Raw genomic sequence first — 25598 nt, 5'->3', positions numbered from 1 at the left:
GGAGCGCCAGCCATGGCACTCGCCCGTGTCCAACATGTCTCCGTCTCGCTCGACGGTTTCGCCACCGGCGAAGGCCAGAGCCTTGACGCGCCGTTCGGTCACGCCGGCGAGCGGCTGCACCAATGGATGTTCGCGACCCGATGGGGTCGCCAGATGCTCGGCCAGCCCGGCGGCACGGCGGGCATCGACGACGCATTCCTGCGGCTGTTCGCGCCCGGGATCGGCGCCGAGATCATGGGCGCCAGGAAGTTCGGTCCCCCCACATGGCATGAGGATCCGGACTGGAAAGGCTGGTGGGGTCCCAACCCGCCGTTCCATACGCCGGTCTTCGTCCTCACCCATCATCCGCGCGCATCGATTGAAATGGAGGGCGGCACGGTGTTCCACTTCATCGACGCTTCGCCTGCCGAGGCCCTTGAGACGGCCCGCGAGGCTGCGGCCGGCAAGGACGTGCGCATCGGCGGCGGTCCCACCACGATCCGCGACTTCCTTGCCGCCGGGCTCGTCGATCACATGCACATCGTGGTGGTTCCGATCCTGCTCGGCCGAGGCGTGCGCCTATGGGATGGCGTGGAGGGTCTTGAGAAGGACTACGAGATCGAGACGACATCCTCTCCGGGCGGGGTCGCACACATGACATTCGCTCGAAAGCACACACCGCGATGAGAAACTGCGCCAGAAACCGATCCCAAAATGCCATGTCGTCGAACTGCCGAAGGCGTTCGGTAACGGCGCGATCCACGACATGAGGAACCGATGGTTCGTTTGACGTAGGGAAGTGCCGAGACCACCAGATCGATGATGACCGTTTCGTCGCAGTCTGTGATCGGAATATTCGTTATTCGTAAAGCACCTCAGGTCGCGCCGGGGCAGCCTCGGGAGGCCGGGGCTGGCTGGCGCGATGCGCGGAAACTGCAATGTTGCAATGCGGTATTGAACTGTGCAATGCAGCAAAAGAAGTCTAGGCTCCTCATTCAATCCTACGAGGAGATTAACAGTGAAGAAGACTTTATCGATCGCCGTCGCGGCCGTGATCTCGATTGCGGGTGGCTGCGCCGGCTTCGCTGCGGAGTTGCCGACCTATGGATCGGCGGGTTTGCCGATATCGGCGGTGCAGGTTCGCGTGCTGGGAGCTGCGAACGTCCAGGAACAGTCGGCAGCGCCAACCTCCACGGCGTCTCTGCATCAGCTGAGAGTTCTGGCACCGCGGACGGAAATGACGACCGCGACGGCACCAACCCGGACCGAAACCGCTCGCTCACTTCGTTGACCGGCACCTCGTACCGATATCGCCGCGTCTTTCATTTTCGAAAGGGCTTCGCGTGCACATCAGGGCGGTGCCGCACCTCTCCCCGCCGGGGAGAGGTCGCCGCGTCTTCGCGGCGGTGAGGGGGCTCATGGCAGACGGGCGATCCATCTGCTCAATGTTACCAATCACGTGATATCTCGATCAGACGAGAGGTTCGGGATGGACCTCGACAGCTAAAAGACCCGACTAACAAAGGGCGCGAAAAAGCTGGCGATGACGGCCGGCAAAAAGGCCGGGACAACACGCGCGACAAAGCGCAACACCCGCCTGACCCTGGAGCTGCTGGAAACGGCGCGTGACATGCACGCCAGCGGTCTTCTGACGGACGTTGTCCGCGAAGATCACGATGCGTCCAGTGGACTGGTGGCGCTTGTCTGGTTCGATGACGCCAAGGACCCGCCCAAGCTAAGAGAAGTTTTTGTATTTGGAGTGTCTCTCCCGCTTATCGTAAAGCAATTTCTAAAATCTCGACCCGAGAATATTACGCTCGGCGCCAAGTCCGCGAGCTATTTTGACGTTCGTTGAAGTTTGCACAAAGAATTTTCTTTCTTGCGCGCTGCGTTCCCGGGGGAAATGAGGCGACGTTGTGGGAATTGGCGGTAGATTTTCAGGATAGTCTGCGTCGCATCAAGTCTATTTATCAGGATGCGGCGCCCCAGACTGCTCTCATAAATTGTCGGGCATCTTCTAATTCTGGATCGGTCTCGATGTCCCTTTGCGATAATACTTTCATAGCGAAGTCTGGACCATGACGAGCTTCGATAGTTCTGCAAAAACCTTCTAATTCGCCTACAGGGACTATCCACAGCCCAACTGTTCCGCATTTTTCCAACAGCTGATCAAACTGCAGGATTGGTTGTCCTCTCCCGATAGCATTGCGACCAGCAGTCTTTATGTGATCCCATGGCGATAACGATTTGAGTATGCCTCTAATGTTACGCCCTGCACTACTGGAGAATGGCTTAGTAACGTCCAGAGCCTTAAGTTCATCTTCGATACGTTGCTTTACTTGTGATGCGTCAAGTGGTGGTCGAAGTGTCTGGAGATGGTTGCTAAGTGCTGTCCAGTGACTTTCGATTTGCTCCCAAACTCCACCGAGAGTTTCGTAGAGTTCCTTAAATGTCTCTCTTTCATTCAGTATATCGATATCAGCTATTACGGAAACCGGAACATCTAGAGAACCATCTTCGAGTTGTCGGTCATCGCTGCGTTCAGCCATTCCAATGCGTGGTCGGCTGAGACAAGCGTAGCCCGCCTAACATACATGCCACGCTTTAATTGATCCCAGCGGTGAGCAGTTGGGCCAAGCTCTTCTCGCAGAATTTCGAGAGTTAGTTTGTATTCCCAATGTGGCGGCCGATCTAAGATGATTTGCTGCGCCAGGAAGCTGGTGTCCGCGAACTTTTGTAGTTGATCGGATTTGATTTTCTCACGTAGTCGCTCGCCAGGTTTACCAAGCCTTTCGAGTACGGCTGCCTCATGCAGGCGCCTCCATTGAAATAGCAAATCTACTGGAAATCTCAGTTCATCATTGTCGATGGATTTGTGGCAGTTTCGGCATAGCCAGATTGCGTTGGTGATATCGCCAAGTTCACTTGTGGAAAGCGATGCGGTGTATCTTGCTGATCTCGGTGTCAGCCCAAAAATGTGAGCGGCCTCTCCAATATTAACCGAGCCTAATTCGTGAATCGTTGGGCCACTAGTGAGGGCGCCGCAATCTGGATTTGAGCAAGTTAGGGCTGCTCGTTTGCCGAGGACTTCGATGGTGTCCGTTGAAAATCTGCCTAAAAGAGCCATAGCAGAGCCGATACTTACTGTTAGATTGATAGTATTAGGCTATGATAGTGAGACGCAGAAATACAACTAATTCGCGAATGTATGATTCAGTGCGAATTTTGCCGCTGCAAACAAGAACGGCCGGATCTCGCGATCCGGCCGTTCTGTATTCTCAAACTTAAAGTCTGATCGAAGGGATCAGGCGGCCGCGACTTCTGCGGTCTCAGCCTTCTTCTTTTCGATGGCGCGCTTGAGCAGCACGGCCTTCTGGGACAGCTCGCTCTCGCGGGCCTTGATCAGATAGGCATCGAAGCCACCGCGGTGGTCGACCGACTTCACGGCATTCGCCGACACGCGCAGGCGCACGCCGCGGCCGAGCACGTCGGACAGGAAGGTCACATTGACCAGGTTCGGCAGAAACCGGCGCTTGGTCTTGATGTTCGAGTGGCTCACCTTGTGGCCCACCTGGGGGCCCTTCAGTGTCAGTTCACAGCGCCGAGACATGGCGAAAATCCTCTGTCATCCCCGCAGCTAAAAGGCGAAGAGCCCAAAGCCGGGCAGGGGGTCAAAAATCACGTCCATTTCAGGAGTGGCGGACGTATAGGGGGCTTGGCCACGGCCGTCAAGATATCCGGGCCGTGAAAGTCGCGGCAAAACCGGCAAAAACCGCCATTTGCAGGCGCTGTATAGCCCGGCCTACGAGCGGAAACCACATGGAATCTGGCGCGGTTCCCATCATATAAACGACGTATTCGGGCCGGAAACAGGTCGCTCCAGCCGAATTCAGCGATGCGGCCCTGCGCCTTTGGCCGGGGATCGCCGACCAGGTGATATCAGCAAGTGAGCCTTCGCACGCCCCGCTTTGTGACCCGACCGGTGACGACCGCGCGGACCGCCGCGCCCGCAAGAGTACGATTTGCGGGCTTTGGCGCGCGTTTCGCCGTCGCCGCGGGCCTGATGCTGCCGGTTTTGCCGGTGGACGCCTCGGCGCAGGTGCAAGGCCAGATCCAAAGCCAGACGCAAGGCCAAGCTCAAGGCCAGAGCCCGGCCGCCGTGCCGGTTCAGGCCCCCGCCCAGGCGGTGTTGGCCGGCGGCAAGCTGGAGGCCAAATATGAAGCCAGCCTCGCCGGCATCGCGGTGGGCAAGGGCCAGTGGGCCATCGACATCAATGAAGACCAGTATTCCGCGACCGCCAGTGGCGGCACCGCCGGTCTGCTGAAGGCATTTGCCGGCGGCTCGGGCTCCGGCCAGTCCACCGGCCGCGTGGTCGCGGGCGCGCTGGTGCCGTCGAATTATCAGGCCGTCACCACCTCCGCGAAGAAGTCCGAGACGATCAAGATGCTGATCACGCCGGGCTATGTGAAGGAGTTCTCCATCGAGCCGGAGCCGCCGCTCGATCCCGAGAAGATTCCGATCACCGATGCGCATCGCCGCAACGTGATCGATCCGATGACCGGCTCGCTGATGCGCGTCGGCGGCACCGGCGAATTGCTGACGCCGGATTCGTGCCGCACCGGCGCGTCGATCTTCGACGGCCGCATGCGCTACGATCTCAAGCTCGACTACAAGCGCATGGAAAGCGTGAAGGCCGAGAAGGGCTATCGCGGACCTGCCATCGTCTGCGCCGTCTATTTCACGCCGATCGCCGGCTATGTGCCCGACCGCGCCGCCATCAAATATCTTGCCGCCCAGCGCAATATCGAAGTGACCCTGGTGCCGATCGCCGGAACCCGCGTGCTGGTGCCGTATCGCATGGTGGTGCCGACCCCGCTCGGCGTCGCCATGCTGGAAGCCACCGAATTCGTCACCACCCCCGCGCCGGCCAAGGCCGTGGCGAAGACGAACTGAGAGAACGAGGCAAGTTCTAAAGGAGGCGGCTCCACACACCGGCCTCATCCTGAGGAGCCGCGCCCTTGCGCGGCGTCTCGAAGGATGGTGACAGGTCTTGGCCTCGCCAGCTCATGGTTCGAGACGCGCGAAGCCGCGCTCCTCACCATGAGGGACCGAGACGGGACGCTGCCGCAGGATTGCCGCAAGACAAAGTGCGCCATCGCAGCATCGTCGCAAACGCGCCGCAGGATTTGCGCAGGATCCCGGCTTGACTCAAAGCCGGTTCGGAGTCCGTGCGCTGTTCATAACTTCGGGGATTTGTCGGCCCTTGTTGCGCTGTCACAAACTTGATCTAGTCAGTCTCGGAGAATGTCAGCGCGAGATGTTGGGGTGATGCGGCCAGGGAGGTGCCGAGTCACCGATTCGGGCCGCTTTCGTTCCGGACTCGTTCCAAACCATCAAAAAGCGCGGCTCTGAAGCGTCGTAACCTGTCTCCGTCCTTGACAGTCGGCGACGCGGAAATATCTGAAAAACATGGCCTTTTTGTCTTCTCCGCCCACGCTGTCCAACGGCAGGGCCCCCGGCGCCGGCGTCACCGCGGTGCTCGGCCCCACCAATACCGGCAAGACCCATCTCGCCATCGAGCGCATGCTCGCGCATTCGTCGGGCATCATCGGCCTGCCGCTGCGCCTGCTGGCGCGCGAGGTCTATAATAAAATTTTGGACCGCGTCGGCCCCGAAGCCGTGGCGCTGATCACCGGCGAAGAGAAGATCAAGCCCGCCAAGCCGCGCTACTGGGTGTCCACCGTCGAGGCGATGCCGCGGGATCTCGACGTGTCGTTTCTGGCCGTCGACGAGATCCAGATCGCGGCAGATCTCGAGCGCGGCCACGTCTTCACCGACCGCATCCTGCATCGCCGCGGCCGCGACGAGACGCTGCTTTTGGGCGCCGCCACCATGCGCCCGATCATCGAGCGTTTGCTCCCCGGCGCCAGCATCGTGACGCGGCCGCGCTTGTCGCATCTGGAATTCGCCGGCGATCGCAAGATCACGCGGCAGCCGCGCAGGACAGCGATTGTCGCGTTTTCGGCCGACGAAGTTTATGCCATCGCCGAACTCATCAAGCGCCAGCACGGCGGCGCTGCGGTGGTGCTGGGCTCGCTGTCGCCGCGCACCCGCAACGCGCAGGTGGCGATGTTCCAGAACGGTGACGTCGACTACCTAGTGGCAACCGACGCGGTCGGAATGGGCCTCAATCTCGACGTCGACCACGTCGCCTTCGCCAGTGACCGCAAATATGACGGCTACCAATTCCGCCGCCTTACGCCGTCGGAATTCGCGCAGATCGCCGGCCGCGCCGGCCGCGCGACACGCAACGGTACCTTCGGCACCACAGGCCGCTGCGAGCCGTTCGAGCCCGAACTCGTCAATCAACTGCAGAACCACATCTTCGAGCCGGTGAAGGTGCTGCAATGGCGCAATTCGAAGCTGGATTTCTCCTCCATCGCCTCGCTGCAGGTGTCATTGGCGGAGGTGCCGCGCCACGAGGCGCTGACCCGTGCGCCGATCGCCGAAGACCTGCGTGTGCTCGATCATGCCGTCCGTGACGTCGACGTGCGCGAAATGGCCCAGGGCAAGGCCGCCGTCGAGAAACTGTGGGATGCGTGCCAGATTCCAGATTACCGCCGCATCGCGCCCGCTGCACACGCAGAGCTGGTAGTCACTATCTTCAACTTCCTGATGCAGCGTGGGCGCATCCCCGATGCCTGGTTTGGCGCTCAAATCGCGCAAGCTGACCGAACCGATGGCGATATCGACACATTATCGGGCCGAATCGCGCAAATCCGGACCTGGACATTCGTGGCAAATCGTCCCGATTGGCTCTCAGATCCTGATCATTGGCAGGGAATTTCGCGCGAATTGGAAAATAAACTGTCAGATGCCCTTCATGAGAGGCTCACTGAGCGTTTCGTTGATCGTCGTACCAGTGTATTGATGCGCCGCTTGCGGGAAAACACGATGCTGAATACTGAAATTGGTAAGACGGGCGAAGTGATCGTAGAGGGCCATGTAATTGGCCGTCTCGACGGATTTACATTTTTGCCCGATGCGGCCGAGGCTGGCTCGGATGCGAAGGCCTTGCAGGCCACGGCGCTGAAGGCGCTGGCCGGCGAGATCGACGCGCGCGCCGAGAAACTCGGCAATGCGCCGGACGATCAGTTCGTGCTCGCCTCCGACGGCACCATGCGCTGGACTGGCGATGCGGTGGCCCGTCTGGTTGCAGCCGACGACGTGCTGCATCCCCGTCTCCGTATCATCGCCGACGAGCGCCTCTCCGGCGCGCCGCGCGATGCGGTGCAGGCCCGCCTCGATCTCTGGCTGAAGACGCATATCGAGAAGCTGCTCGGGCCGCTGTTCGATCTGACCAAGGCCGAAGACATCACCGGTATCGCACGCGGCATCGCGTTCCAGCTCACTGAAGCGCTGGGCGTGCTCGAGCGGCAGAAGATCGCGACCGAGATGAAGGATCTCGATCAGCCATCGCGCGCGACCTTGCGCAAATACGGCGTCAGGTTCGGCGCCTATCACATCTATATTCCCGGCCTGCTGAAGCCAGCGGGGCGTTCGCTCGCGGCGCTGCTCTGGGCGTTGAAACAGGACAATGTCGACATGTCGGCACTGTCGAGCGCACAGCATCTCGCAGGCTCGGGCCGTACATCCTTCCCGGTCGACAAGCTGCTCGATCGCGATGCCTATCGTGTGCTGGGCTATCGCCAGTGCGGCGAGCGCGCCGTGCGCGTCGATATTCTGGAACGTCTGGCCGATCTGATCCGTCCTGCATTGGCGTGGCGCGAAGCGTCACCGGGCGAGAAGCCCGCCGGTGCCTTTGATGGCCGCCACTTCGTGGTGACGCAGGCGATGACCTCGCTCACCGGCTCGGCCGGCGAAGATTTCGCCTCGATCCTGCGTGCCCTGGGCTATCGCATGGAGAAGAAGGCGCCGCTGCCGCCGGCACCGCCGAAGCCGGTCGCTGCGACGACGCCGATTGAGGCCCAGGCAGACGACAACACGGGCGATCAGCCCGACGCATTGGTGGGACTTGCCGAGTCCGACAAGCCCGGTGAGGACAATGTCATTGCGGTCGAGGCTGCCGCTGAAGCGGCCGAGACGGCTGAGATCGCGGCTGCGGATGTCGCACCTGCCGAGATTGCGACCGAAGCGGCCCCGGCCGAGGAAGCTGCAGCCGTGCCGTCGGCATCGCTGTTGCCTGAAGTCGCACTGGTGCCCAGTGCCGCGGCTGAAGCGGCGCCTGTTGAAGAGACGGCTTCCGTCGAAGCGCAGCCAGAGCCCGCTGCGGCCGTTGCCGAAACCGGGACTGCTGCCGAGACCGCACCTGCTGCAGTGGCCGATGCTGCTGCGCCTGCCGAGGGCGACGCTGCTGCGGTTCCTGCCGTCGCTGCCGAGCCCGAACTGGTCGAAGTCTGGCGCCCGGGTGGCCGTTCGGAAGAACGCCGTCCGCCGCGCCACGACCGCAACCGCCACCATCGCAATACCAACGCCCCGCAGGGCGCTGCGCAGTCGGCTCCCGCCGAAGGCGCCGTGGCCGATGGCGCGCAGCGCGAGCGGCACGACCGCGGCGGCCAGGGCCGCCGCGATCGCAACAATAACAACGAGTTCCGCCGTCCGCGCAGCGATGCGCCGGCCGCCGCGGTCTCCGCTGAAGGTGCGCCGAACCGCGACAACCGTGGCAATCGCGGTAACCGCGACAGCAAGCCGGGCGAGGGTGGCCGTCCGCCGCGTGAGCGCGAACGCTTCCAGGGCAAGGGCAAAGGCCCCTTCAAGGGCGGCGACAAGGGCCGTGAGGGCCGTGGCAACGATCGCGGCGGGGCGACCCGTCCATTCGCCACATCGGCCGCACCGCGCGAACGGGACCGTCCGATCGATCCGAACTCCCCCTTCGCGAAACTCGCCGCGCTCAAGGAACAGCTCAGCGGCCGCAAGGATTGATGCAGGTCATGTAAGGCGGCACCGAGCCGCCATTTGGTGGTGTGCTGATTGGAGCGCCAGCGTCTTGATAAATGGCTGTGGCACGCGCGGGTCGTCAAAGCCCGCACCAGTGCCGTTGCGTTGGTGGAAGGCGGCAAGGTCCGCATCAATGGCGAGCGCGAGAAATCGCCAGGCCATGGTGTGAAGATCGGCGACGTCCTCACGGTGGCGCTGGATCGCACCGTGCGGGTGATGAAGGTCGAGGGCTTCTCGGAACGGCGTGGCGATGCCACTGCGGCGCGCGCGCTCTATACCGATTTGCAACACCTTCCGGAGTAACTATCTAGGCTAGATGCCGCGTCCAACGATGGTTTCGTGGCAGGCTTTTTCCTTGGTCGAAATGCCCTGACCCATGCCGGCCGCGTCCCTTGCGGCAGCGGGGTTGGTGCGCTACGCAAACACTGAATATCGATCGTTTCCGGAGTTCTGGATGACTTACGTCGTCACCGACAATTGCATCAAATGTAAATACACCGACTGCGTCGAAGTGTGTCCCGTGGACTGCTTCTACGAGGGTGAAAACATGCTGGTCATCCATCCGGACGAATGCATTGATTGCGGTGTCTGCGAGCCCGAATGCCCGGCGGACGCGATCAAGCCTGATACCGAAGGCAATATCGAGAAGTGGCTGCAGATCAATCTGGAACACGCCAAGACGTGGCCGAACATCACCCAGAAGATCGACGAACTGCCCGAAGCCAAGGAATTCGATGGTCAGGAAGGCAAGTACGAGAAGTATTTCTCGGCGGCGCCTGGCAAGGGCGACTGAGTTCCCCGGTTACAGTGATCAAGCAATTGATTAGGTGACCCCTATACCCCCAGCCACACGAAATTTACCCTAGCCCCGATTATGCCCCGGAAGCGGCCGCCGAGCGGCTGCGACAGGGCATAAATCATTGATTTTTGCGGGAAATGTGCTATAATAGGCACAATTCAAGAAGCTGGACCATGTGGTGCCGCTCGATTTGGCCCTGCCGGGTTCCCGTTTAAACATCAAACAGGGGCGTGGCGGTTTCCACGCGCAGGCTGTGTCACAGAAAACGCGTAAAAAGAGTGTTTCCAAGGCTGCTGTTTCGAAGAAGGCTACTGCTTCGAAGGTTTTGGATCCGAAGGCTTCCAAGAAAACAACTGCGGCGAGCCGCGTTGTGAAGGGTCCTGCTGCGAAGAATTCTGTCACCAAAGGCCGTGCCCGGGCTCCTGTCAAGGACACCCGGACCGCCGCGAAGGCTGCGGCTGAAAAGTCCTCCAAAAATAAAAGAAGTGCAATGCCCAACAAGACTGCCAAACCTGCCCCGAAGGCTGCTGCTTCGAAGACCACTGCCGCCAAGCCTGCTGCGCCGAAACCGGCCGCGAAGGCTCCCGCCGCCGCTCCTGCTGTGAAGGCTGCTGCGCCGAAGGAAGTTGCCAAGGTTGCTGCGAAGCCGGTCGTTGCCAAACCGGTTGCCGCCAAGCCGGCGCCCGCTGCGGCTCCGCGCGTCGAAGAGCCGAAGAAGCCACTGACCCAGCGTCAGGGCTTCAAGACCAACGAATTCGTTGTCTATCCGGCGCATGGTGTTGGCCAGATCCTCGCCATCGAAGAGCAGGAAATTGCAGGCGCCAGGCTTGAACTCTTCGTGATCAATTTCATGAAGGACAAGATGACCCTGCGCGTTCCGACCGCGAAGGTCGCGAATGTCGGCATGCGCAAGCTGTCCGAGCCGGCGCTGGTCAAGCGCGCGCTGGAGACACTGAAGGGCCGTGCCCGCATCAAGCGCACCATGTGGTCGCGCCGCGCACAGGAATACGAAGCGAAGATCAACTCGGGCGATATCGTTGCCATCGCCGAAGTGGTCCGCGATCTGTTCCGCTCCGACTCGCAGCCCGAGCAGTCCTACAGCGAACGTCAGCTGTATGAAGCAGCTCTCGATCGTCTGTCGCGCGAAATCGCTGTGGTTCAGCACGTCACCGAGACCGAAGCGGTCAAGGAGATCGAGGGCCAGCTCGCCAAGAGCCCGCGCCGTGGCGCCAAGGCTGAGGCAGGCGCCGAAGCCGGTGCTGACGAGGCCGACAGCGATGGTGACGATGATGTCGCCGCCGCGGACGAGGCTGCATAAGCAGCGTCTCGCAAGTTGAATACGAAAAGCCCGGCCGAGAGGCCGGGCTTTTTTGTTGTCGATGAGCAAGTACTTGGGTGGATCTCAATCCACCACGACCTTGACGCGGTCGCGGGCTTTCACGCTGGCATTGTTCTCGAGCCCGTTCAATACGCGGAAGCGCTCCAGTGGACGATCGACGCCGCTCATGCGATGCGACAGTGACTCCACGGTGTCTCCGGGCTGCACGGTGATCACCTTGATGCGCAGCGGACGGGCGGCCTGAATCTCGGCCAGGGTCAGGCGGCGGAACGAGTTGACGGTGTCGCGGGCGTTGCGTTCGCTCTCGGTGCTCTTCTGCTTGGCAGCGAAGATGAAGCGGTAGACATCGCTGCCGAAGCGCAACGCGTAAACGCGGAATTGCCACTGGTCGCCGCGCGCGATGGCGGACGCTGCCGGGAAGCCGTTGATGGTCAGCTCTTCCGTGGTGGCTTTGTCGACATTCTCCATCCATCCGGAATTGAGGTAGTCGCTCAGCGTCTGTTCAGATGGTACGCGGACCACGTCGAAGCGCATGGCCTGATTGCCGCCTTCGCGCACGCCGATCACCGCCTGCGCCGTATTGTCGAGGGTGAACGCCTCTGGCGCCTGGAAGGTGAAGCCGAGCTTGGGATGCAGGAAGCGGCGGCCGCGCACGAAACCCTCGCTCGGGTCCTCGCCATAGACGATGCCGTCGATGGCCGAGAGATAGGTCTCGCGATCGCGCTCGCCGCCGTCGGGCGAGGAATATTGCCGCGCATTGGCTTGCGCATTCTGCACGCGCTCTGGCGTCGCCGGATGGGACGACAGGAAGTCCTGCGCGCGGGGATCGAGCGGCGTGCGGCTGGCCTTCAGCGCCGCGTTACGCTCCATCGCCGCGAGAAAGCGCGACGCCCCATAGGGATCGAACTTTGCACGGGCCGAGATGCCTACGCCGATGCCGTCGGCTTCGAACTCCTGCGCGCGCGAGAAGCTCGCCATCGTCAGTTTGGATTTGGCGAGCGCGAGTGCGGTGAGATCGGGATCGCTGCCCATATCCGTCACGACACGCGTGACGATCGATGCCTGCCGTGCCTGCTCCTCGCGGATGGACGCGTGTTTGGCGAGCACATGCGCCATCTCATGCGACAGCACCGATGAAATCTCGGATGTATCGCTGGCCAGCGCGATCAGGCCGCGCGTGACATAGAGTTGTCCGGTCGGCAGGGCGAAGGCGTTGACGGCGCCCGAATTGAGGATCGTGACCTTGTAGGCGAGGTCCGGTCGCTCAGAGGCTGCGACCAGCCGATCGACGGTCTTGGTGATCAGTGATTCCAGCCGCGGGTCGTCATAGGCGCCGCCATAGGATGCGAGGATGCGCTCGTGTTCCTTCTCGGCGGCCGGGGTCTGCACCACGGCAGGCTTCGGCGGCTTGGCTGGCACCGTCGGCTTGACCGATGAGGCGGCCTCGAACCGGCTGGCATCGCCGCAGGCCGATAGAGCGAGCGCGGCGCACAGCAGGGCAGGCGCAGCCCAAAGGCGGCGGCTCAAGCTGGTTTGCCGTCCCACACCCGTCACGTCGTCCACTCTCTGCCCAAACAGCCCATTCGCCCAAATCATCTTCGCTCAAGCGATCTTGCTACCCAAGTGGCCTACTTGTCCCCGACCACTTCGATCTGCCACACCCCGAGCGCCTCGATCCGCGGCCCGCCGCGCCTCTCGATCCATCCCCGAACGCGAATATGTCGTCTTTCCAGGGACTTAAGCATAATTCCTGCCGTCTCGAAGGCGGCTATCATGCGCCTTGAAACGGTCACCGCAAAGTCCTCAGTCCAGCGACGCCCGAAATTGACGTAGGTCACCGTCCCGGCCTGGCGAACCGACAGAACCCGCCCCTCGACCACCCCGAAACGCCCCACATCGGCCAAGATATCGCCGGGACTTTCCGCGTTTTTTATGACGTTGGTTTGAGCCCAGATTCCGCGCTTCAGCCGGCGGGCCAAGCCTTCTGCAGCGGCGAGTTCCGCCGCACAGGCCTTGTCGGAAATCGTGCCGGAGGCGAGGGCGGCGCCCTGTGCCAGAAGCTGCGCCTGGAGCGACGGCGCAGCGGGATCGACGAAGACAAAAGCCGGTTGCCGGCCGTAGCGATCCGGCATGTCGCTTTCGCCGTACAAGGTGACATCACGGCCGGAGACCAATGCGAAAAGTTCGTTCGTCGACTTCGATGAGCCAGCGATCGGCTCGATCCCCGCCAGACGGATCACGTTGCCGTCGCTCAAACGCAATGTTCTGACATCGATCACGTCGGCGACACGACCTTCGCCCTGCGCGGCGAACATGCAGGCCGCCGACGCAGATTGCGCGGACGTTGAAATGCCGATTGCCAGCCACAGCGCTGCGGCATGCGACAAGTCACACTTTGCAGATGCGGCACGCATCACGCCACCTTGCGAGCTCCGGTCAACCTCTCGTCTATCATAGCCAGCAATCCATTCCGCTTTGCGGAAAACCTTGATGTCTTTGCAGCTATTCTTGGCAGCGCCGCCGCTTGCCGCTGTTGTTCCATTGCGGCATGATCGCGATAACAACAACACCGCGCACGAACAACAACGGCGCGTCTGAGGGAGGGACTTTTGAAGAAGATCATTTCAGGTCTGCTGGCGTCAGCAATGGCATTCGCGGCCACAAGTGCCATGGCGCAGACCAAGCCGCTGAAGCTCGGTGCAATTCTCGATATGTCGGGCCTGTACGCCGATATCACCGGTGTTGGCAGCGAGACCGCTGCGAAGATGGCTGCGGAAGATTTCGGCGGTGAAGTGCTGGGCCGTAAGATCGAGATCATTGCTGCGGACCATCTCAACAAGGCCGATCTGTCCGCCAACATTGCGCGCGACATGCTCGACAATCAGGGTGTCGAGGCGATCATCGACGTTGCAGCATCGGCGACCGCACTGGCTGCGAGTGAAATCGCACGCGCGCGCAACAAGATCATCATCTTCAACGGCCCGGGTTCAATCCGCCTCAGCAACGAGGCCTGTGGCCCCTATACCGTGCATTATGTGTTCGACACTTACGCGCAGGCCAATGTGACCGGTCTCGCCACCGTGAAAAATGGTCTCGACACCTGGTTCTTTCTGTCGGCCGACTATGCATTCGGCGCGGATCTCGAGAAAGACACCACGGCCGTCGTCACCAAGGCTGGCGGCAAGGTGCTGGGCTCGGTCAAGCATCCGCTGAATACGTCCGACTTCTCGTCCTTCCTGCTGCAGGCGCAGAGCTCGAAAGCCAAGGTCGTCGGCCTCGCCAATGCCGGCGGTGATACGATCACCGCGATCAAGCAGGCGGCCGAATTCGGCCTGACGCGGAGCGGCGGACAGAAACTGTCGCCGCTGCTGGCCTTCATCTCCGATATCGACAGCGTCGGTCTCGACACTGCGCAGGGCTTGATCCTCGCGGAAGCGTTCTACTGGGATCTCAATGACGAGACGCGCGCGTTCACCAAGCGCTTCCAGGAGCGTACCAAGCGCGTGCCGACATCGGCCCAGGCCGGCGTCTATTCATCGGTGATGCATTATCTCAAGGCCGTGAAGGCCGCCGGTACCACGGACTCGGCTCCGGTCATGAAGCTCATGAAGGAGACGCCGATCAACGACATGTTCGCCAAGAATGGCCGGATTCGCGAGGATGGCCGCATGGTGCATGACATGTACCTGTTCGAGGTGAAGAAGCCGTCGGAATCCAAGGGCCGCTGGGACGACTACAAGCTGCTCGCGACCGTTCCCGCAGAGCAGGCATTCCAGCCGCTGGAAGCCTCGCGCTGCCCGCTGGTGAAGAAGTAATCGTCAGGGTCTGAAGCTTGCCGGACGATCAAGAACAACAACAAGGAGCGCAATCATGAGCGACATCGTCCTGCAGGACCTCGACAACGGTCTTCTGACCATCACCATGAATCGTCCGGATCGGCGCAATGCGCTCAATCCGGAGATGACACAGGGCCTGGTCGCGGCAGCACGCCGCGCGCAGGAAGATCACGACGTCCGCGCCGTCCTCATCAAGGGCGCGGGTGGCACCTTCTGCGTCGGCGGTGACGTCAAGTCGATGGCGGCTGGCCGCGCGCCGCTGCCGTTCGAGGCCAAGCGCGCCAACCTGCGCCGCGGCATGGAAGTGTCGCGGATCCTTCACCAGATGGCGAAGCCGGTGGTGGCGCAGCTTGACGGCGCTGCCGCGGGCGCCGGTCTTTCGATCGCGCTGTCCTGCGATCTCCGTGTCGCTAGCAAATCGGTGAAGATCACCACGGCTTTCGCCAAGGTCGGCTTCTCCGGTGATTATGGCGGCACCTATTTCCTGACCAAGATGCTTGGCAGCGCCAAGGCACGTGAGCTTTATCTAATGTCGCCGGTGCTCTCCGCACAGGAAGCGCTGGCGCTCGGCATGGTGACCAAGGTCGTCGATGACGCCGAGGTGGAGACAGCGGCGCGTGACCTGGCAATGTCACTCGCCCAAGGCCCGAGCATCACCTACGGCTATATCAAGACCAACATCAACAATGCCGAGACGATGACGCTCGAAGCCTGTTTCGACGGCGAGGCGATCCATCACACCCGCTGCAGCGATACCGACGATCACAAGGAGGCCGCCAAGGCCTTCGTCGAGAAGCGCAAGCCGGTCTTCAAGGGGCAATGACCATGAGCCAGATGCGGTTGCGGCAAGTTTGTCTGGTCGCTCCGCATCTGGAGCCAGTGGTGAGCGATATCGCGGCCATTCTTGGCCTCAATGTCTGCTACCGCGATCCTCATGTCGGCAAATACGGGCTTGAAAATGCACTGATGCCCGTTGAGGCGACGTTGCTCGAAGTGGTCGCGCCGACGCAGCCGGGCACGGCGGCCGGGCGGTTCATGGAGAAATCCGGCGGGCGCGGCGGCTATATGGTGATCCTGTCCTGCGAGGATCCCGACGAGCGTGGGCGCTTCGCCGCCAACATCGGCGTGCGCACCGCCAATGTGATCGATCATCCGCCCTATCACGGCGTGCAATTGCATCCACGCGATTGCCGGGCCGCCTTCATCGAGTTCAATCACACCAAAGACAGCGACGACGATTTCGGGCCGTATCCGCCGGCCGGTCCGGACTGGCAGGAGGCGATCCGCCACGACATCACGCGCGCGCTGACCGAGGTCGAGCTGCAGAGTCCGGACCATTACGATCTGGCGCAGCACTGGAGCAATATCATCGGCGTGCCGCTGACCTCGGCCCGCAACGACGATCCGCAGATCGCGTTCACGAACGGCTGTTTGCGCTTCGCCAAGGGTAAGAGCGAAGCGATGACCGGGATCACTTTTCGCGTCAATGACGTCGCACAGGTGCTCGGCAGCGCACGGGCACGCGGATGTCCCTGCGCCGGGGATGCATTTCTGCTGGCCGGGGTCACGTTTCGCGTCGTTGCGTGATCGCGGCAATCGCCGCACGATCCCTTCTTTTCTGACGCGTTTCCTTCATGCGAACCGGTATCCACTTCGCTCGGAAACGCTACGGCAACAACAATAAACCGGAAACGCCATGACAGTGACACGTCCGCATCCGCTGGACTCGTTCTTCAATCCATCCAGCATCGCCATCATTGGCGCTTCCCGCGATGTCACGAAGATCCCGGGCCTGCTTCTTTCCTTTTTGCGCAAGAATCAGTTCTCCGGCGCGATTTATCCGGTCAATCCGAACTATCCGGATATCGATGGGCTGACGTGCCATCCGAGCATCGCAGCCATCGGGCAGCCGATAGATCTCGCCATCGTGATCATTCCTGCGCGTGTCGTGCTCGGCGCGCTTGAGGAGTGCGCGAAACTCGGCGTCAAACACGCGATCATCATCTCCTCCGGCTTTGCCGAGGAAGGCGGTGATTCCATCGCCATGCAGGATGCTATTGCGACGCTGGCGAAGCGCACGGGGATGCGGATCTCCGGACCGAACGCCGAGGGGTACTACAACCAGATCGCCGGCATTGCCGCGACCTTCAGCCCAACCGTTGATGTAAGGCCGGATCAGCTGCGGCTGGCCGCTACCACGAAGCGGATCGGCATCGTCGCACAATCCGGCGGCATCGGCTTTGCGATCTATAACCGCGCCAAGTCGCTCGGCATTGCTCTGAGCACCGTGATCTCGACCGGCAACGAGTCCGATCTCGGCGCCGGCGAATTCTTCGACTACATGGTGCAGGATACGGCAACCGACGTGATCCTGCTGTTCATCGAGGGCATTCGCGACGTCGACAAATTTCTCGCCGCGGCTCGCAAGGCAGCGGAGCTCGGCAAGCCGGTCATCGTCGTAAAGGTGGGCCGCTCCGGTGCTGGCGGGCGCGCAGCAGCCTCGCATACCGCCAGCATGGCGGGCTGGACGGCCGCCTATGATGCGGTGTTCGCGCGTTATGGCTTCATCGTCTCCAACGATCTCGACGAAGCGGTGACCATCGCCGCCGTGCTGACCACGTCGCCGCTGCCGAAGGGCGACCGCGTCGCTGTCGTCACCGTCTCGGGCGGCGCAGGTATCTGGGGCGCTGATGCAATCTCGGCGCAGGGGCTGCAGGTGCCCGAATTGTCGGACGGCGTTCAGGCGACGATTCGCGGGCTGATCCCGTCCTATGGGTCGCCGTGCAATCCGATCGATATCACGGCCCAGGCAGTGCACAGCGGCGGGCTGCAAAAGACCATTGAATTGCTCGACAGGTCTGACGAGGTCGATGCAATCCTGGTGGTCATCTCGCTGTCGAGCGAGACGCGGATGCCGTTCAAGACGCCGGAGCTGAAGCCCGTCATTGCCGCGCAGAACAAACCGATTGTGTTCTGGTCTTATACGCTGCCGTCGAACTTTGCGCGCATGGGTCTCGCCGAGTCCGGCGTCGTCGTTTTGTCCGGCCTCACCCATGTCAGTGTAGCGTTGCGGCGACTCGTTGATCACGCAAGATTCAAGCTTGTAGAGCCGGTTGCTACAGCGGCACCTGCGCAGAATGATCTGGCTGAGCATCTGACCGCGCCGACGCTCTCCGAGTATGACAGCAAGACGCTGTTGCAGATTGCCGGTGTCGCGCTGCCAGGCGAGGTTCTGGTCACCGACAGATCGGCGCTCGATGCGGCGATTGCCAAGATCGGCTTCCCGCTGGTGATGAAAATCCAGTCGCGCGACATTCCGCACAAGAGCGAGGTTGGCGGCGTCAGGGTCAACATCACCACGAAGCATGAAGCCGTAGCTGCCTATGACGCGCTGACTGCCAGCGCCCGGCAGCACCGGCCGCGGGCTGCGCTGCAGGGCGTGCTCGTTTCGCCGATGGCTAGCAAGGGTGTCGAAATCATCGTCGGCACGCTGCTGGACGAGACCTTCGGGCCGATGGTGATGGTCGGCCTTGGTGGAGTGACGGCGGAATTGTTCAAGGACGTGGTCTATCGTCCGGCGCCCGTGAGTGCCGCTGAGGCTGCTTCCATGCTAGGCGCACTCAAGGCTGCGCCGTTGCTGAATGGCTTTCGCGGCACGCTGAAGGCCGACGTGTCGGCGGCGGCGGAGCTGATTGCGCAGATCTCGCAGCTCGCAGCTCAGTTCAAGGGCGAGATTGCCGAGATCGAACTCAATCCGGTACTGGTGCATCCCACGGGTGAGGGAGTCACCATCGTCGATGCGTTGGTGGTGCGGAAGGGGTAGGCGGCCGTCAAATAAAAATGGCCGGGGCGTCTAGCGAAGCTCGCTTCGCGCTGCCCGGCCATTTCACAGTGAGGTTTGAAAAACAAACCCGACGGGGACTTAGCGCCCCTTGAAGTTCGGCACCCGGCGTTCGGCAGTCGCCGCAACGCCTTCCTTGAAATCTTCTGTCTTACGCAGGCGCGTCTGCTCGGCCAGTTCGTGCTCGGTCGCCTTGGCCACGCGATCGGCGAGGCCGTTGCGCATGGTGGCGCGGGTCGAAAGCAGGCCGAGCGGCGAGCATTCGGCGATCTCCTCGGCGAGCTTGATGGCGGCGTCGCGGACCTCGGCCTGCGGCACCAGCACATTGGCGAGGCCCATCTTCAGGGCTTCCTCTCCGCCGACACGGCGGCTGGTGTAGAACATCAACTCCGCATTGTTCTTGCCGACCACTTCGGTGAGCGCGACCGTCAGGCCGAAGCCGGGATGGAAGCCGAGCTTGGTGAAGTTGGCGGCGAAGCGGGTTTCCGGGCAAGCTACGCGGAAATCGGCCGACACCGCGAGGCCGAGGCCACCGCCGATGGCTGCGCCCTGGACGGCCGCAACGATTGGCTTCTTGGCGCGGAAGATACGCACGGCTTCCATATAGAGATGGCCGATGGAGCCGAGATTGTCAGCGGGGTCGCCGCTTTTGGCGGCCGCTTCGGTTTCCTTGCGGTTGGGATCGCTGAAATCGGCGCCGGCGCAGAACGCCTTGCCTTGCGCGCACAGAACCGTCGCCCGGATTTCGGGATTGGCATCGATCTCGTCCAGCGCGTTGGCGATCTGCTGGATCAGCAGGATGTCGAAGAAGTTCAGAGGCGGCTTGCGAATCTCGATAATCGCAATGTGGCCGCGGGTCTCGACGCCGATGTCTTTGTAGGTGGTCATTTGTTTCCTCGTCATTCCGGGGCACGCCCGGCGCTTGCCGGGTGTGAACCCGGAATCTGGATGTGTTCAAATCACTTCTAGGTTCCGGGTTCGCGCGCGCAAAGATGCGCGTGCGCCCCGGAACGACGAGTTATTTCAGCGCAGACCAAGTCCGCGCGCGATGATGCCGCGCAGGACTTCGGTGGTGCCGCCCTGAATGGTCAGTTTTGGCGCCGTCTTGATGGCGAAGCCCAGCATCTCGTCCAGCGTGGCGTGATTGGAGGCACTGTCGTCGACGAAGGCTGCGAGTTCGCGCACGCGATGCGGCAGCTGCTGCTCCCAGATCGTACCGATATCCTTGACGATGGACGCTTCCACCACCGGCTCCTTGCCGGCTTGCAGCATGCCGGCCACCGACACCGACATGCGCCGCATCGTGTGCAGCTGCGCGACAAGGCGGCCGATGCCTTCGGCGCTGCGGGTGTCCGGCTCCGGGCCGACAGCGCGGACCAGTTCGGTCAGCACGTAATAGGTCTCAAGGAAACGTTCGGGGCCGGATCGCTCATAAGCGAGCTCGCTGGTGGCCTGTTTCCAGGCGCTGTCGATCTCGCCCAGCATGTGGTCGTCCGGCACGAAGTGATCGGTGAACACGACTTCGTTGAATTCGTACTGGCCGGTGATCTGCGCGATCGGGTTCACCGTAATGCCCGGTTTCTTCATATTGACCAGAAACTGCGTCAATCCGTGGCGGCGATTTTCCTTGGTCGGGGCCGATGTGCGGAAGATCGCGATCATGTAGTCGGCCATATGGGCCGAGGTCGTCCAGATCTTGCTGCCGTTGATGAGCCAGCCGCCGTCGGTCTTGGTGGCCTTGGTCTTGGCGGCGAACAGGTCGGAGCCGGAATTCGGTTCGCTCATGCCGATGGAGAAACAGACCTCGCCGCGGCAGATGCGCGGCAGGATGTCCATCTTGATATGCTCGGGCGCGTATTTCAGCAGCACCGGGCCGCTCTGGCGGTCGGCGACGAAAAAGCGGCGCACCGGCGCGTTGGCCACGCGCATCTCTTCGGTAACAACGTAGCGTTCAAGGAACGAGCGCTCGTGGCCGCCATACTTCTTGGGCCAGGTCATGCCGAGCCAGCCGCGCTCGCCGACGCGCTTGCTGAATTCAGGATTGTCCGAGTCCTCGCGCTGGGGCTTGTGTGGATCGAAAGTGCCGGCGGCGATTTCCTCGGCGAGGAAAGCGCGCACTTCCTTGCGCAACTGCTCGCATTCGGGCGGCAGGCGGATCGGATCGAAACGAAGGACAGCAGTCATGTGAAAGATCTCGTTTCTTGTGTTCGATCAGCGCGACGCGACCAGAGGCCACAGCTCGTCGGCACCGCGCGCGGCGACCAGTTTGCCGAGTTCGACTGCCCAGTAGCTTTCGCTGCCGAAATCATCGCGCCATGCCAATGCGCGCAGCGTGTAGCGATGCAGGATGTGCTCCTGCGTGAAGCCGATGGCCCCAAGAACCTGATGCGCGATGGCGGCGCCCTTTTCGGCGGCCTCGGAGCAACGGATCTTTGCGGCGGCGGCTTCGAGGAAGAGCGCGTCGTCAAGCGGTGCCCCACTGGAGAAGGCGTCAGCCGCGGAACTGGCAGCGGCGAGGGCTGCCGAGGTCTCGCCTGCGAGCTTCGCCAGATTGTGCTGCACCGCCTGGAATTTCGAGATCTTCTTCTCGAACGCCACGCGCTCGCCGGAATAGTTCACGCCGATGCCGAGCATGGTTTCCAGTGCACCGGCAATCTGCTGGCTGCGCACGAGTGCGCCCATCAGCAACAGCGCGTTCTGATCGAAGCCCGATGGTGCAGATTGAAGGGTCACCGGCTTCACAGCGTCGAAATGCACCGTGTCGGACGGGTCATCGGCCAGACCGAGCCCAGCCTCAATCCGGCAGGCGCTGGCGTCCACCAGCGCAATAGAGGCGCCGCCGGTGCCGGAGGCGACGACGGCGATGTGTTTCGCATCCGTCGCGAACGGCACGCCGCGCGCGCGGCCGGTGATTGTACCATCCGCGTTGAGCGTGAGGCGATCGCGCGGGCTTGCCGGCGCGACGGTCATCATGCCTTCGGGCGATTTGATCTGGGCCTGCGCGAGCAGCCAGCCTGCCAGCATGGTCTCGGCGAGCGGCACCGCAACGCCGGCGCGGCCGGCGACGCTGAGAACACTGAAACCTTCGGCCATGCTGGTGCCGGAGCCGTCGCACTCTTCAGGCACCCATGAGAGCGGCAGTCCGGCATCGGTCAGTGCCTGCCAGAGCGGCGCTTTCCAGCTGCCGTTCTTGTCGTGATTGATGGTCTGTGCGTCAGCGAGATCGGCGAAAATACGTTCCGCGGTTTCCGCAACGATATTGTCTGCGTCCGTCAAGGCGTTCCCCGTGTGCTAGCGCATCTCATTCGGCAGGGAATGCCGGGCATGGACGCTGCCACTTTTCTTGCATTCATGATGCGGAAAAGGCGGAAGGAAGACAAGCGGGCTGGCCGCAGAGGGGCCTGCGGTGGCGGCATGATGTGTTGGTGCAGCGCAATTTAATTCCGCAAAGCGAACTTGTGCCGCGTTGTATACCAGTGCGACCGCATTATGGTAGATCGCATCAGCGTCAGAACAAGCAGAGGAAATGCAGATGGCAAGTGACGGTTTGTGCGTCGTGATTACAGGGTCGGCATCGGGGCTTGGTGCTGCGACCGCCGCCATTCTCGCCAAGGACGGCGCCCGTATTGTCATCAACTATTCGTCGAGTCAGAAGGAAGCCGAAGCCACTGCCGAGCTGTGCCGCGATGCTGGTGCAACCGAAGTCATCGTGGTTCAAGGCGATGTATCGAAGGACGACGATTGCAAGAACATCGTCGCGGCTGCCCAGCACTGGGGGCGGATCGATGCGCTGATCAACAATGCCGGCATGACCAAGCATGTGCCGCATCACGATCTCGATGGCCTGTCCGCGGAAGATTTCCAGCGCATCTATGCGGTCAACACGATCGGGCCCTATCAGATGGTGCGTGCGGCGCGTGCCTTGCTCGAAGCCGGCGCCAAGGCGTCGGGTCGTGCTTCGGCCGTCGTCAATGTCTCGTCGATGGCCGGTATCACAGGCGGCGGTTCGTCAGTCGCCTATGCCGCCAGCAAGGGCGCGCTGAATTCGATGACGCTGTCGCTCGGCCGAGCACTAGCTCCGCTGATCCGCGTCAATACGGTCTGCCCTGGCTATATTGATACGCCATGGTTCACCAAGGGACGCGGTGCGGACGGCGCTGCCAAAGTTCGCGATGCCGTAATCGCGCGAGTTCCGCTGAAGGTGGCCTCGACCGCGGAGGACGTCGCCGCCCTGATCTGCTTCCTCGCCACGTCGCCATCGAGCAATATGACGGGCGAATTGGTGCGGATGGATGCCGGCATGCATCTGCTGGCCTGATCGGAAACCTGCGTCAAACAGCAAAAAGCCTCGGGTGATGCCCGAGGCTTTTTCATTCTCGATTGCTGGCAGATCAGCGATTGCCCGGATCGGAAATCATCCGGCGGGCGACCAGTCTGTTCCAGATGAACAGCACCACCAGCGCGCCGATCGTGGCGGTGATGAAGCCGGCACCCTGGTTCGGGCCGTAATGGCCGATCTGCTGGCCGATGAATGTCGCCAGGAATGCGCCGGCAATACCCAGGATCGTGGTCAGAATGAAGCCGCTGGGATTGTTTGGCCCCGGTGACAGAAGGCGGGCGATAATGCCTGCGACAAAGCCCACAACGAGAATCCAGATCATAGCAATATCCCCTCTTCTAAGTGCGCGTTAAACCCAGCTGGACTTAACTTCGTCTTCCGTAGGTAGCCGGCCATGCGGTGTGAACTGATTAACGGCATCGGGCAGTTCGTTGCTCAGCTCCGCGAGAAGCTGCTCGCGGGACATGCCGGTGCGCGATGTCAGTTGCGCGATCTGATCCGCGCCAAGTGCTGCGCCGAGATCGTTAGGCGAAATCTGCTTGTTCGGGCCGGAACTGACCCAGGAATCCGCGGCGTCGCCATGGCCGTTCTGCTGGAACTGCTTGAGCAGGTCGCCGAGGCCACCGCTGAGCACGCTGCCTGCGGCACCGCCCGCCAACAGACCGCCGAGCGGGCCCTTCAGAAGGTCGCCGAGGCCGCCACCGCCTGCTGCAGTGCCAGAATTTCCGCCGAGGAGGCCGCCAAGCATACCACCAAGGCCGCTATCTTGCGCGCTGGCCTGCGTCGTATTTGGCGGCGGGATTTCTTGCGAGTGCCCCTGTGCCGCCGGTTGGCTACCAGTGAAGTGCTTGTAGCCTTTGTAGGCGAGCAGCGCGAGAATCGCCATCGTCATCGGCGACATGCCGCCGCTCTTGTCGTCGGGATCGCTGGGGCCACGCGGCCCGTTGGCCATGCCATTCAGAATGTCGAGCAAACCCATGATCATCTCCTGTCCTGCCAGCCCGGCGAAAGCATAGCTGCGCGGTATGACGCCTACAAGGCGCGTCGGTTCCGCCGATAGGCAGCGCTGCGGCATTTTGCTAGTAACGGATGCTGGATGAACGGGAGATGACGTGATCGAAACGCGGCCCATTTGTATCGCCGGTGCCGGCAGTATCGGCTGTTTCGTGGGTGGCATCCTGGCGGCAGCCGGCCGCGACGTCGCCATACTGGCGCGGCGGCGCATCGTGGACAGCATCGAGGGGCACGGTCTGAGGCTGACGAGCTTCGAGGGACTTGATCAACGTCTCGCCCCCAGCCAGCTGCGGCTGTCGGATGACCCCACCATCATGAGCGAGGCGAAGATTATTCTGGTCGCGGTCAAGAGCGGCGATACGGCGGAGATGGCGAGGCTGATCGCAGATTATGCTGCGAAAGACGCGATCGTCGTCAGCCTGCAGAACGGCGTCGGCAATGTTGGGGTCCTCCGCGCAGCTCTGCCCGGGCGCCGTATCCTCGGCGGAATGGTGCCATTTAATGTCATCGCAAAGGACGATGGTCATGTTCACCGCGCAACGTCCGGAAACATCGTCGTCGAACGCGATGGGGCCGATACCGCTTCGGAGCTATCCGTGCCGCATCTTGCCGTCCTTGCGAGCGACGATATCGTCGGTGTCCAGTGGGGTAAGCTGCTGGTCAATTTGAACAACGCGCTCAATGCGCTGTCGGATATACCGCTGCGGTCGCAGCTTGCACAGCGCGCGTGGCGCTCGTTATTCGCCGATCAAATGGCGGAAGGCCTGGCCGTTCTGAAAGTCGCCGGTATCAAGCCCATCTCGGCGACGCCGATCCCTGCGCGACTAACGCCGCATTTGCTGCGGCTACCTGACGGCCTGTTCAATATGCTGCTCGGGCGGACGATGAAGATCGACGCAACTGCGCGCTCGTCCATGTGGGAGGATCTGCAGCGCGATCGACGCACCGAGATTGACTATTTGCAGGGTGTCGTCGTTGAGCTGGCGGCGAAATATCAGATTACGGCTCCGCTATCGCTGCGCGTGATGACACTGATCAAGCACGCAGAGACGTCAGGCAGGGGATCGCCCGCACTCACGCCAGATCAGATTCGCAGTTAGCGTGAAATTGATTGAGCTGAAGGGAGTGTTGGACCGGCTTCGGCGCTATCATTACGAGAATGTTACTAATCATTTCGGCTACTATCGGCGGACTCAACTATCCGAATGCTCCAATTGCGTCTGCCGGTCAATGCGATGGTACCATTATCCGTTGCATTCGCATCAAGCCGATGATTATCCGTTAAATATCAATTGCGGATACGCGTCGGTGAATTCTCAGTAAATGAGATGTAAAGCGTCTTTTAGCCCGTTATTCGCAGACGAGTAGCAGTTCGCGTCGTGAAGAAGGCTCGCAGGAGTACGGCTGGTTCAATACTAGACATCATGATGTGACATCAGGGGCTATGTCATTCGCGACATCTTTAGTATAGAAGGCCGCGTGATTTGACGGT

General features: G+C 61.6%; 24 protein-coding genes. 14 read left to right on the top strand and 10 right to left on the bottom strand.

The window, feature by feature from the left end:
* Positions 1–12: 12 nt before the first annotated feature.
* From AB8B20_RS17980 to AB8B20_RS17970, 3 genes are all read left to right on the top strand, one after another.
* Entirely contained in the window at positions 13–666 is a 654-nt protein-coding gene (locus AB8B20_RS17980; protein ID WP_175368095.1) for a dihydrofolate reductase family protein, read from the top strand.
* A 331-nt stretch (positions 667–997) separates the two neighbouring features.
* Complete coding sequence (locus tag AB8B20_RS17975; protein WP_439074442.1) at positions 998–1270, top strand: hypothetical protein; 273 nt, start codon at positions 998–1000, stop codon at positions 1268–1270.
* A 252-nt stretch (positions 1271–1522) separates the two neighbouring features.
* The gene (locus AB8B20_RS17970; protein ID WP_439074443.1) at positions 1523–1834 is read left to right on the top strand and encodes a hypothetical protein; all 312 of its coding nucleotides are present in this window, start codon (positions 1523–1525) and stop codon (positions 1832–1834) included.
* A 115-nt stretch (positions 1835–1949) separates the two neighbouring features.
* Here AB8B20_RS17970 and AB8B20_RS17965 read toward each other — a convergent pair whose 3' ends face one another.
* From AB8B20_RS17965 to rpmB, 3 genes are all read right to left on the bottom strand, one after another.
* Positions 1950–2528: a hypothetical protein gene (locus AB8B20_RS17965; RefSeq protein ID WP_439074444.1), complete on the bottom strand. Its 579-nt coding sequence runs from the start codon at positions 2526–2528 to the stop codon at positions 1950–1952.
* A complete protein-coding gene (locus tag AB8B20_RS17960; RefSeq protein WP_439074445.1) occupies positions 2483–3106 on the bottom strand; it encodes an HNH endonuclease in 624 nt (207 codons plus the stop codon). Before AB8B20_RS17960 ends, AB8B20_RS17965 begins: the two co-directional genes overlap by 46 nt.
* Positions 3107–3283: 177 nt before the next feature.
* Positions 3284–3589, bottom strand: a complete 306-nt coding sequence (rpmB, locus tag AB8B20_RS17955) for a 50S ribosomal protein L28 (RefSeq protein ID WP_184512212.1) — start codon at positions 3587–3589, stop codon at positions 3284–3286.
* 372 nt (positions 3590–3961) lie between these two features.
* Between rpmB and AB8B20_RS17950 the strand changes: the two genes are divergently transcribed.
* The 5 genes from AB8B20_RS17950 to AB8B20_RS17930 all read left to right on the top strand — a co-directional run bounded on the left by AB8B20_RS17950 (position 3962) and on the right by AB8B20_RS17930 (position 11055).
* Positions 3962–4933, top strand: coding sequence for a DUF3108 domain-containing protein (locus AB8B20_RS17950; protein WP_439074446.1), 972 nt, complete (start codon positions 3962–3964; stop codon positions 4931–4933).
* A 516-nt stretch (positions 4934–5449) separates the two neighbouring features.
* On the top strand, positions 5450–8923 hold the full coding sequence (locus AB8B20_RS17945; protein ID WP_439074447.1) for a helicase-related protein: 3474 nt from the start codon (positions 5450–5452) through the stop codon (positions 8921–8923).
* Between the two features lie 48 nt (positions 8924–8971).
* Positions 8972–9241, top strand: coding sequence for an RNA-binding S4 domain-containing protein (locus AB8B20_RS17940; protein WP_439074448.1), 270 nt, complete (start codon positions 8972–8974; stop codon positions 9239–9241).
* A gap of 151 nt (positions 9242–9392) precedes the next feature.
* Complete coding sequence (fdxA, locus tag AB8B20_RS17935; protein WP_068730400.1) at positions 9393–9731, top strand: ferredoxin FdxA; 339 nt, start codon at positions 9393–9395, stop codon at positions 9729–9731.
* Positions 9732–9990: 259 nt separating this feature from the next.
* A complete protein-coding gene (locus tag AB8B20_RS17930) occupies positions 9991–11055 on the top strand; it encodes a CarD family transcriptional regulator (RefSeq protein ID WP_439059997.1) in 1065 nt (354 codons plus the stop codon).
* An 84-nt stretch (positions 11056–11139) separates the two neighbouring features.
* On the opposite strand, the gene AB8B20_RS17925 is transcribed toward AB8B20_RS17930, so the two are convergent.
* Positions 11140–12603, bottom strand: a complete 1464-nt coding sequence (locus AB8B20_RS17925; protein ID WP_414716832.1) for a M48 family metalloprotease — start codon at positions 12601–12603, stop codon at positions 11140–11142.
* A 101-nt stretch (positions 12604–12704) separates the two neighbouring features.
* A complete protein-coding gene (locus AB8B20_RS17920) occupies positions 12705–13490 on the bottom strand; it encodes a thermonuclease family protein (protein WP_439074449.1) in 786 nt (261 codons plus the stop codon).
* Positions 13491–13685: 195 nt separating this feature from the next.
* Here AB8B20_RS17920 and AB8B20_RS17915 point away from each other — a divergent pair, with 195 nt between their 5' ends.
* The 4 genes from AB8B20_RS17915 to AB8B20_RS17900 all read left to right on the top strand — a co-directional run bounded on the left by AB8B20_RS17915 (position 13686) and on the right by AB8B20_RS17900 (position 18735).
* Positions 13686–14891, top strand: coding sequence for an ABC transporter substrate-binding protein (locus AB8B20_RS17915; protein ID WP_439074450.1), 1206 nt, complete (start codon positions 13686–13688; stop codon positions 14889–14891).
* Positions 14892–14946: 55 nt separating this feature from the next.
* Positions 14947–15735, top strand: coding sequence for an enoyl-CoA hydratase (locus tag AB8B20_RS17910; RefSeq protein ID WP_199711977.1), 789 nt, complete (start codon positions 14947–14949; stop codon positions 15733–15735).
* 2 nt (positions 15736–15737) lie between these two features.
* Entirely contained in the window at positions 15738–16499 is a 762-nt protein-coding gene (locus AB8B20_RS17905) for a hypothetical protein (protein WP_439065200.1), read from the top strand.
* 109 nt (positions 16500–16608) lie between these two features.
* Complete coding sequence (locus AB8B20_RS17900; protein WP_439074451.1) at positions 16609–18735, top strand: acetate--CoA ligase family protein; 2127 nt, start codon at positions 16609–16611, stop codon at positions 18733–18735.
* 99 nt (positions 18736–18834) lie between these two features.
* Here the strand turns inward: AB8B20_RS17900 and AB8B20_RS17895 are convergent, their stop codons facing one another.
* From AB8B20_RS17895 to AB8B20_RS17885, 3 genes are all read right to left on the bottom strand, one after another.
* Positions 18835–19641, bottom strand: coding sequence for an enoyl-CoA hydratase/isomerase family protein (locus AB8B20_RS17895; protein WP_439074452.1), 807 nt, complete (start codon positions 19639–19641; stop codon positions 18835–18837).
* Between the two features lie 135 nt (positions 19642–19776).
* On the bottom strand, positions 19777–20937 hold the full coding sequence (locus AB8B20_RS17890) for an acyl-CoA dehydrogenase family protein (protein ID WP_439074453.1): 1161 nt from the start codon (positions 20935–20937) through the stop codon (positions 19777–19779).
* Between the two features lie 27 nt (positions 20938–20964).
* Positions 20965–22029: an acyl-CoA dehydrogenase family protein gene (locus AB8B20_RS17885; protein WP_439074454.1), complete on the bottom strand. Its 1065-nt coding sequence runs from the start codon at positions 22027–22029 to the stop codon at positions 20965–20967.
* 256 nt (positions 22030–22285) lie between these two features.
* Here AB8B20_RS17885 and AB8B20_RS17880 point away from each other — a divergent pair, with 256 nt between their 5' ends.
* On the top strand, positions 22286–23071 hold the full coding sequence (locus tag AB8B20_RS17880; RefSeq protein ID WP_089267855.1) for an SDR family NAD(P)-dependent oxidoreductase: 786 nt from the start codon (positions 22286–22288) through the stop codon (positions 23069–23071).
* A gap of 73 nt (positions 23072–23144) precedes the next feature.
* On the opposite strand, the gene AB8B20_RS17875 is transcribed toward AB8B20_RS17880, so the two are convergent.
* Both AB8B20_RS17875 and AB8B20_RS17870 read right to left on the bottom strand, forming a co-directional pair.
* On the bottom strand, positions 23145–23414 hold the full coding sequence (locus AB8B20_RS17875; protein WP_089267746.1) for a GlsB/YeaQ/YmgE family stress response membrane protein: 270 nt from the start codon (positions 23412–23414) through the stop codon (positions 23145–23147).
* A gap of 27 nt (positions 23415–23441) precedes the next feature.
* Positions 23442–24071 (bottom strand): YidB family protein, encoded by a 630-nt coding sequence (locus AB8B20_RS17870; protein WP_089267854.1) that lies wholly within the window; start codon positions 24069–24071, stop codon positions 23442–23444.
* A 133-nt stretch (positions 24072–24204) separates the two neighbouring features.
* On the opposite strand from AB8B20_RS17870, the gene AB8B20_RS17865 reads away from it, so the two are divergent.
* The gene (locus tag AB8B20_RS17865; RefSeq protein WP_439074455.1) at positions 24205–25206 is read left to right on the top strand and encodes a 2-dehydropantoate 2-reductase; all 1002 of its coding nucleotides are present in this window, start codon (positions 24205–24207) and stop codon (positions 25204–25206) included.
* The last annotated feature ends 392 nt before the right edge of the window (positions 25207–25598 follow it).

Origin of the sequence: Tardiphaga sp. 866_E4_N1_4 (assembly GCF_052076075.1) — a bacterium.
Classification (GTDB): Bacteria; Pseudomonadota; Alphaproteobacteria; order Rhizobiales; family Xanthobacteraceae; genus Tardiphaga; species Tardiphaga robiniae.
This window is presented reverse-complemented; position numbering and strand designations above follow the sequence as displayed.